The sequence below is a fragment of the Stieleria bergensis genome (assembly GCA_007745635.1).
Taxonomy (GTDB): domain Bacteria; phylum Planctomycetota; class Planctomycetia; order Pirellulales; family Pirellulaceae; genus Stieleria; species Stieleria bergensis.
On record CP036272.1, the window covers coordinates 1,081,921 to 1,091,723 of the forward strand.

2 protein-coding genes are annotated in these 9,803 nt (G+C 54.4%); both read right to left on the reverse strand.

Annotated features, from left to right (window positions below; all coding sequences use genetic code 11):
* Positions 1 to 109 precede the first annotated feature (109 nt).
* Entirely contained in the window at positions 110 to 6,226 is a 6,117-nt protein-coding gene (locus SV7mr_RS03525) for a VCBS domain-containing protein (RefSeq protein ID WP_145269276.1), read from the reverse strand.
* Between the two features lie 675 nt (positions 6,227 to 6,901).
* Positions 6,902 to 9,595, reverse strand: coding sequence for a dockerin type I domain-containing protein (locus SV7mr_RS03530; RefSeq protein ID WP_419188044.1), 2,694 nt, complete (start codon positions 9,593 to 9,595; stop codon positions 6,902 to 6,904).
* Between the last annotated feature and the right edge of the window lie 208 nt (positions 9,596 to 9,803).

Here is a 9,803-nt window from a genome sequence, read left to right on the forward strand (position 1 = left end):
TGCGAGTCGTTTGGAACCGGTCGTGAACACGATAGCGAATGAGCAATTGGAACAAAAAAACGCCCGTGAGTCATCACGGGCGTTTCATGGTTTTAACGGTAACCTGTTATTAGAGGTTGGCCAACGCTTTGTCGACGGCGTTGCGATACTGGTCGAACTCAGCTTCCCAGGCCGTTGGAATCGTTTCCAACCACTGGTAATCGGCAAGGTCTCCCAGGATGCGAACACCCAGTCCGTCGTCGGTTTTAATGAACCGTGATGAGTCCAGGCGAACGGACAAGACGTCACCGTCATTCTCGATGATGGTCAGCAAGGCTGCATCGCAAGCGTCGTTCAACGCGATTTCCGCGAAGGCGGCGTCAAAGGCATCGTCAAGGATGAACAGTTTCAGCGAGCCGTCGGCATTCAGTTCAAACATGCCGCCACCGAGTTCACCGGTTTGTGACGTGTCGATGACACCAGCGGCAATGTAGGTTGACGTGAGCAGGTCCAGGCGACGAATCACACCGGAGACCCCGCGAGCCTGAATGGATGGACCGTTGTAAACCACCCGCTCTTCGCTCTCGTTGTTGATTTCCAGACGTCGTGCACCCGTGTAGGCAACGGATTCAGGAATATCGTATTCAACGATGTAGTTGCCGGGGAACAGGTTGTCGATTTCGTAGTCGCCGTTCTTGTCCGTCGCAACGGTCAGGATTTCCGTTTCGACTCCATCAATGACTTCCAGTAAGCGAACCGTGATCCCACCGAGACCCTTTTCGTCGTCTTCGTGGATGCCGTTGTACTGAGGGGCTGCTCCGTCATTCAGGACAGCGTCAATGTTTTCGACATGATCAATCCACAACGAGCCTTGGATGACCGATGGCTGGATCGTTTGACCAATGATGGTGACGGTCAACGATCGAGTGATCGCGTCAGCAATTCCGTCAGAGACTTCGTACTCAATTGTGATGACTTGATTCTCGCCATCTTCCAGTTCGCGATAGGAACGTGGAGTGATGAAGAGTTGGTCACCGCTGACGATGACCGCCACGTTAGGATCATTGACAACGTTCGTCACATCGACGCTCAGATCAGCGTTGCTGTCAATGTCGGTGACACCGTCTAGCAGCGAGATCGTTTGTTGTGTCTCGAACTCGTTGTAGTCAACGTCGGCCAACGTTGGAACTTCTGGAGCATCATTCGCACCATTGATCGAGAAGGTGACGTTGCGAGAAGCCTTGCCGCCGTTCCCGTCGATCAAGTCAAAGCTGACGGTGATCTCTTGCTCGTCGCCCTGATTCAAAGAGTCATAGGCTCTTGGATCAATATCAAGCGTGAAGCCATCAGCATTTAGTGAGACTGCTGAGTTGGGATCGTTGGTGACAACGAAATTTTCCGGAGTTGAATCGACCGTCAGCGTGTCGCCATCATCTGGATCGCTGGCACCGAAACGTAGGTCTGTGTTTGCTGCGCTGTCATCTTCGCTGAAATCTGGAATGTCGAGAGCTTGGTCGATGACAGGGTTGTCGTTTTCACCGTTGATCGTGATGGTCACTGGTCGATCGACCTGACCGCCTGTGTTGCCGTCGGTCAGGGTGACCGTCCCGATGAGGACTTTCTCATCATTGTCGTTGACACCAGTGACGTTCAGGAATTCGTAAACTCCGCCCGTGATCACCAACTCGTTGTTGTTGTTAAGCGATAAGGCTTGACCGGTGTCGGTTGGGAAGTCAATTTGCGAGATCGTCACTGAGTCGGACGTGTCAGGGTCTGAAGTACCAGCCAGCAGATTGATTGTGCCGTCTTCGTTTTCGTCAAAATCATCGACGATCGTACTGTCGAAATCAGGGGCGTCGTTGAGGCCCGTGATCGTGATCGTGACGGTTCGTGGTGTGGCTTGTGCATCGGGGTCGTTGACGGTGTCGCCATCGACAATGTTGACCGTCGCGATGATTTCTTCTTCTTCGCCCACTGCCAGATAGTTGTAGGCCGATGGATCCACATCGAGATTTCGTCCGTCAGCATTGATGCTGACGCCATCGCCATTGTCTGAGGCGAAGGTCAGGTCTTGGATCGAAAGTTCGCTGACATCGCTTTCAGCATCGGTGACGTCGGCCAGCATGTCCACGCTGAATGAAGGCTGGTCTTCGGTTCGATCATCAGGGTTTGTGATCGCAGCGTTGATGCGTGGAGCGTCGTTAAATCCATTGATGACGACGTTGAAGGTTCGCTCCGATGCACCGTTGTCTTCATCGCTGTAGATAGCTTGAACCAAAATGGTGGCGTTTTCGCCGGTGTTGAGACCATCGTACGCCGAAGGGTCAACTTGAAGGTCGTTTCCAACGCGCTGGAGGCCGCTGGCATCGCCATCGAGGAAGTTGACGCTATCCAAAGTCACTGCAGTGCCTTCGGGATCACTAACATTGACCAACAAAGGAATATTGAATGAGGCGTCTTGCTCAGAAACAGGATTTGGCGTGATATCGGCATCGAACACAGGAACGTCGTTTTCACCGTTGATGGTGATGGTGAAGGGGCGGTCGACGGTGCCGCCGTTTCCATCACTGATGGTGAAGGTTCCAGCCAGGTCTTCACTGGTGTCTACGGCCAAGTCATCGAACGCCGACAGGTCAACGACCAATTCGCCGTTGTCAAGCGACAGAGCTGCATCGCGTCCGCTCGTGACGCTGAATCCGGTGACCGTTAATGTGTCGTCTTCAGCGTCCGCAGTGTCAGTCAGCAAACCGCCGACTCGATTTGAGTCGTCTAGTGCGTTTTCGTCAATCTCAGCCGTGATCGCACCTTCAAAGGTCGGTGCATCGTTCTGGCCGTTGACGGTGATGGTGTAAGGGCGATCGACGCTGGCACCATCACCGTCGCTGATTGTGACCGTACCGATGATGTCTTCGGTTTCACCTTGGGCCAGATCATCAAATGCGTCGCGATTGACGACCAGTTCGTCTGTGGCAGTGTCCAGCGAAATCGGCGCGGTGCGCGTTGAGGTGGTGGTGATGGCCGTTGCGTTTAGATTAGCAAGCGCCGTGTCGGGGTCAGTGACACCGGACAGAGCATCAAATCGATTGGAGTCATCAACGGAGTTCTCATCGACTTCGCCGTCGATCTCGGCAGAGAAGGATGGTGCGTCGTTGCGGCCAGTGATCGTGATGGTTGCGTTCGTTTGGACCGAACCAGCTTCAGGGTCACTGATCGTGTAGGAGTAACTAATCTCTTCCGAAATGCCATCGGCCAAGAAGTTATACGCTTGAGGATTGACGATCAGATTGTTTCCACTGACGGAGATGCCAATCGGATTTCCCGACAGCAGCGTCACGCCAGAGACCGACAGATCGTCCCCGTCCAAGTCGTCGGCTTCTGACAGCAGGTCAACTGTCTGGTTTGGCAGTTCATCATCGAAGAAGCTGTCTTCGACGATTCCGCTGGTTGGCGGTCGGTTTGGCGTGTCACCTTCGATATTGATGGAGATCGTATTGGTCGTCGCCAAGTTGTCGGTGTTGGTGCCATCGTCAACGATTTCATAAGTGAAGACAAAGGTAGCCGTTTCCCCGTCTTCCAACGCAGCGTAGGCACCTGGGTCGATCGTCAACAGACCGTTGGCCGCATCAGGGGTGATCCCGTTGGCGCCGACACCGGTGCCCTGGTCATTGAATGACTGCAGGGAAATGTTCTGGACGCTCAGCGAATCGCCGTCGGGATCGCTGGTGATGGCTGGATCGCGGCCGAGTAGTAGTTCGTTAAACTCGGGGACATTTTCGCTGACCGTCACGGTGATTGTCTCAGAGACAACCGGTGCATCATTGCGCCCTTCGACCGTCAGTGTGATGGTTTGACTCTCTGGATCATTGACGCCATCGCTGATCAGGTAGGTGGCAACAATCTCAGCTGATTCGCTGCCTTTGAGATCATTGAACAGCGAGGGATCGACTGAAATCGTCGTGCTGTTGGCAGCCGGGCCAGTGACGGCGTCGGCCAGGCCGTCGGTGACCGTGAAATCGCTGACGGTTAACGGGTCGTTTTCGTCGTCGGTCACGTTTTGAAGCAATTCAAAGGTGTTGTTGCTCGCTTCCGTTTCGTCTTCGTTGGTCGTTCCTGTAGCCGGTCCGGACACAACGGGAGGATCGTTGGCTTCAACAACCGTAATGGTTACGGGCAACGTTGCGGTGCCGCCATCTCCGTCACTGACATCGATCGTGGCAGTGATCGGTGTGCTCGTGGCAGCGGAAGGAGTGATCTCCAAAAGGCTGCCATTGAGGGCTAGGCCAGCATTTCCACCTGCAATTTGTAAGTTGCTGAAGGTCAGTGTGCTGCTGTCCAGGTCGCTGACGAACCCACCGGTCAGCAAGTCAATCGGATCTGGATCATCGTTCTCACCGAAGCTGTCAATGACTTCATTGTCGATCACAGGATCGTCATTCACGCCATTGATCGTGATGGTCACCGTTTGGTCCACCGCGACGATACCGTCAAAGACCTGGTACGTTGCCTTCACTTCTACGCTGTCGCCTACTTGCAGACTGTCATAGACACTGGTGTCGACAGTGATGTTGCTGCCATCACGGGTCACGCCGTCGCTGGACGTGGTGAATTGGAACCCGGTGATTGACAGGTCGTCGTCATCAGCGTCTGTCGCACCCTGCAGAAGATCCATCCCCGTACTGACGACGCCTTCATTGTCATCGCGGGTAAAGGTCAGCGGCGTCTCTGAAAGGACTGGCGGGTTATTTGTGACAGGTCCCGTTGAGAGAGTGATGCGAGAGTTGTCCCCGAAAATGATCATGTCTTGATCAAGCAAGGTCGGGTCACCCCCACCGGGAACATTCGCTGCTAGACCTTCGTCAACAAAGTCAAGCGAGGCGACCAACGGTTGTGTTAGTTCTTCCTCCAAGAAAACTTCAACGCGAACAATGTCAAAGTCCTCTGACCAGTTGAACGCGGCCGGACGGTCTCCGCTGTTGTTGGCCGGGTCCCATTCGACATCCCAGACTCCGACTCCGGACGCACTATTGAAGATGCTGAAGCCACCGATCAGATCGAAACCGGTATCCAAGCTGTACTGGCCAACCGGGAACGTGTAAAAGTTCTGCTCGAAAAAGCCTGGGAAAGAGAGTTGGCGTGTCACCGTGTCCAGCGAGTATTGCAGCAGTTTCTGGTCTTCGTTGATGACCATCTGACCCGTTGGGACACCAAATTCGTCCAGTTCTGGAACTAGCGGTTCACGATACTCTGGATCGATTTGAACCGTTTCGCTGGGCAGTACAAAGTCGTGGTTGAAGAGGAAGTTGGGTTGATCAACCATTGCCGAGGCATCGTCAACCCAGCGGACGCGATAACCAAACTGTGTTTCAACGTCGATTTCGTCGAATTCGCCTAAACCCGTCACGCGGATGGAGTTCGCTGGCAAGCCAAAGGTGTCTACAAGGTCGTCTTCCAAGTTCGAGGAAGACGTATTGAGCAGCTCACTGGCAGAGTAGACAAGTGACGTCCCGTCGCCGCCTTCTTGAGTGATCGTCAAGTTGCCTGATGTCGCATCGATCACGTTCGAGCTGATGACGAACTCTTGCACTTCACGCAGGACAGGTTTCACCAACCCGTTGGTGCTGAAGTCAATGTCTTGGAACGCAACGATAAAGCCCAATTGGTCATCGCCGGTCCGCAAGTCATCAACGGCGACCTCTAAGAAGAAAGAGTTTTCCGGTCCAACGCCGACCTCGGTGATGCCGTTTTCTGACGGCAGCACATTGTCGCTTTCATCACGCACCGACAAGTAGTACTCTGCAACGGCTTCAACATCTTCTCCCGAGGCGATTGCGTTGATGACCGTTAACGCATCGAGCGCTGAGACCTTGCCGTCGTCATTGACGTCAACGCGGCGGCCAGCAAATGGATCCTCATCCAGAGGCTGGTCCAGCGATTCACCTTCCCCATCTGGATCCACCAAGTGATTGATGACCACCAAGGCGTCCAGGACGGACAACTTGCGGTCTTCATTCACGTCATAATGGTGCAGCGGGTTGTGTTGGCTAAAGGACGGTGTCTCTTCGGAAACCACGTCCCCTGCGAGCAACTGCCGCTGCTCCAAGCTTTCTGACAACAGACGACGCCGCTGTTGATTGCGACGATGGGATGATCGAGCGGCGCCCTTTGCGGATGCTTGGGAATCAAGTTGTGGGCTGCTGCCCTCCGACGCGCGGGGACGACGGGAAAGCAATTGACGAAGGCGTTTCATCTGCAGGGTTCCGAGCGATTTCTTATAGGGATTCCAGCCGAGGCCAGAATGGAGGGGCTTAAACTAAAGGAAGCTGTAAACGACGAACCGTTGGGGCACGGTGCTCAACGCTGACTGAGCCAGCACGCTGGTTCGACCAACTGGTTCCCAGGTTGCGAATGGATCGCAGTCTGAATGCCAGATCGGTTTTCTGCCAAAACGGATGCTGGATGTCGTTTCGCTTAGCAAGCCAACAACGGTGAATTGGGGCCGTCTCTTCCAACCATCTCAACGGATAGGCTTGCCAGCGTAGGTGGCAAGTTCATCCGTTCAGGTGGTCCTCTCTGACTGGTGACTTCGTTGCGTGGTGCAACTCTCGGTGGCTATCCTGCCGGAAAAGGCCATGTCAGATTTCGATTAGGTCGCTACACAATTCGCAATCGATGACTTGCGTTTCGTCGATCAAAAACCCGTTCCGTGCATCGCATCAGCGTTTCGGCTGGATGGGGTGCAATGCCTAGATCGGATCTCCTTTTCTATCTTCCCTAAATTAGTCATCTTTTTTATTTTCGCAAACGATTTCGGTTGTGGACGACCTAATAGCTTATTTTGACGCGTGAGTCTTGAGGAAAGTTCCGCCGGTTTTACAGGGTCGTTCAGATTTGAACCCTGCGTAGTTTGGGCAAACTGTGCGGGCTATGCCTCTTCGTTAAACAGCTGGTCGACCAATTTGGGGTGGTTCCAAGGTGTGTTCTCAAGTGCCCTGTGGCCTTTCCCAGGGCTGCCGGGCCAAAGCTCTGCGGAACTTTGGTCCTTGTTCGGATTATCGGGATAACGGTCATGCCGACTTTGATCAGAACTCTCACTCTTCGGAGAGAACTTGGGAAACGAAATTGAACCATCAGAGGGAGTTCTGTTCGTCAGCTCATCCGGTTCGCCGGTGTTCAGTCGCCTGCGAAGGTCTTCTCCCTCGGCTGCCCCGTTGATCGTCAGCGGTGTTTGCAGTGGGGCCGCGGTTGCCGCCGTCGCTTTGGTTGATGTCGCTGCGGTGGTGATGGCGCTGGTGCCCAAGACGACTTGCTCAGATTCAGCAACGTTGTCAGCGTTAAGAGTCATTGCCGCAGCGGGGACGTTTTCTGGTTCGCTCATTTGACGAACCAGTTGATTGATCACGGAGATCGCATCGAAGGGTGTGATCTTGCCATCGTTATTGACATCAATGGCGGGGCCTTCTAGCTGGTCGGCGGTCAGCGTGCGCGAGCCGTTTTTGGCTAGATCGTTGATGACGACGATGGCGTCGCCAACGGTGATGGAGCCATTTTGATTGACGTCGGTGGGAGTCAGGGGATTGTGCCGAGGGCTATCGCCGATTTGAGCTGGGATCAGGACGGTCCCGCCCACGAGGGAAGCGCCATCGCCGTCCTGGCTGATCGAGAAGCGTGCCGCATCGGGGTTGATCTGATAGATAAAGTTGGTGGGCACGACGTCAAGCACGTATTCGCCTTCGCCAAGACGATCGGTTGAGAACGTGGCTTGGGCTTGGGAGACTTCTTGGCTGAGGCCGCCGAATTGCACGGAGTCGATCATGATTTCCGTTTCAGCGTGTCCCGAGATCAGGACTTTCGTGATTTGCCCATCCTGATCTTCGACCACGACTGATTGGCTCTCTCCGGCGGGCACCCAAACGGTCTCCCGCGCGATCAGTTCGTCTTGATCGTTAAAGGCAGCCACTCGTGCGTAGCTGCCTGAATCATCGCCCAGCCACGCGGTGTCGACTCCAGTGACTCCGACAGTGACTTTGCCAGTCGGTTGATTGGCCCAGACTTGCAGTTGTTCGTCGCTGGCCCAAGTATTGGAATACTGTGAGGTCAAAAAGTTGTAGTTTTCAAAGCGTTGCTGGCTAGCTGGAACAGGGATACTGCCAACGGTGACACTCGAAAGGATCAGTTCGCCAACTGCCGAAAACCGTAGATCGCTACGCAGTGCGACTCGACTGATTGGCAATTCGGCTGCGACGACAGTGTTTGCGGTCAGCTCTGTTTGATCCTGGTTCAGGATTCGCATTGATGCAGCGGGCAGCAGTTTTTCACTCGCGTCGCGCACTCCGTTTTCGTTGGCGTCCAGGAAGATGACCCCGCCTCCTGTCCCAGAATAAAGGCCATCGATCATCAGGCCGCCAACGATTGGGCTTGTGACGCCGTTGAGGTTGCTGAGGGCGCGGACTTCGATCATCTGGCTGGGATCGCTGGCCGGAATTTCGATGTCGAACTGGACTTGATAGTCATCGCTGGTCAGCAGGCGAACCCATTGGCCGCCATCGATGCGGTATTCCAGTCCTGTGACGCGGTTGGTGGTGAGATCGCTTTGTGTTCCCGCCGAGTTTTGATTCGGCAGCGTCTGAACCGTCGCCGAACCTTCCAGGCGAAAACTGTCTTGTTCCGGTGAATAGCTGCCGGCGATGTCCAGGTTGAGTGGGACATCTAAGACATCAAAGATGCCGTCGCCATCGCTATCTTGCCAGCCAATCAGTGCCAGAGTACCGTCGTTGGTTTCCCCTAAAGCGAAGGCTTCAATGGCTTCGCTTTGGCCGCCCATGATGCTGACTGCGGGGATAAAGTTAGGAGTTGGATTGTCCCATGCATTGATGTTTTGGGCGTTGTAATAGCCACGCTGATCGGTGTAGTTGCCAGCACCTTGATACTCATCACGCGCCCAGAAGATATGTCCTGTTTCATGGGTAAAGGTGGATGTGGGACGCTCCGAAGGAACAACGGAGAACATACCACCGGCGAAGGCAAAGGCACCGCGAAAGCCTCCCGAGGGGAATAAGCCGTCCGCATCATTGCTGGAATCCACAACAACCATCGTGAACGCCCAGTCCGTTTCGTGTAGCTGACGTTGGTCGTCATTGAAGCTGCGGATCGCGCGATCCAAGGTGCCGGTTTCGGCATAGCCTAGATCGGTCATCCAGTGGCCGACGTAATTCTGAAAGTTGTCGCTGGTCCGGTTGATGGGCTCGTAAGGAGTTTCCACAGGAGACTCAGCGAACGTCGAATCGATCACGAATTCTAACGCGTGCTGGTCCGTTTGGTTGGCCAGCAGATCGCTCCACCAATCGAGGCTGTCCTGGATCTTTTCAAGCGTTGCCTGGATCTCTGGTTCGGTCCAGTTTTCAGTCGACGGGTCGATTTCGCCGTTGCTTTCAAAGAAGACGGGCGTGACCGTGACACTGCCCAGCATGAATTCCCCGGTATCCAGCGGCGTGGCGCCGAATGGAACATCTGCGGCGAGCAGTTGACGCTCTTGCAGTCGTTCCAAACGCAAACCTCGACATGCAGTGCTCGCCTGCCGTTTGCGTCGTTTTGGGTGCCGAAAAGGGGTTAAACGCATGGGGAGTTTTAACCGAAGTTGAAACCTGGCAAGGCTTTCAGAGGAGGTTGCCGTCATCTTGGCACGAGGCTGCACCAAGCGTGGTGGATAAGTGTTTCAGGGGCGGATTCGGTTGCCAGTCAGGTTGGTGAAATCAGAGTCTATTCGGTGTTCTGTTCGACAATAGTGGTTCCGACAATCGTTTGTGAGAATCGTCACCTCGTTGCGT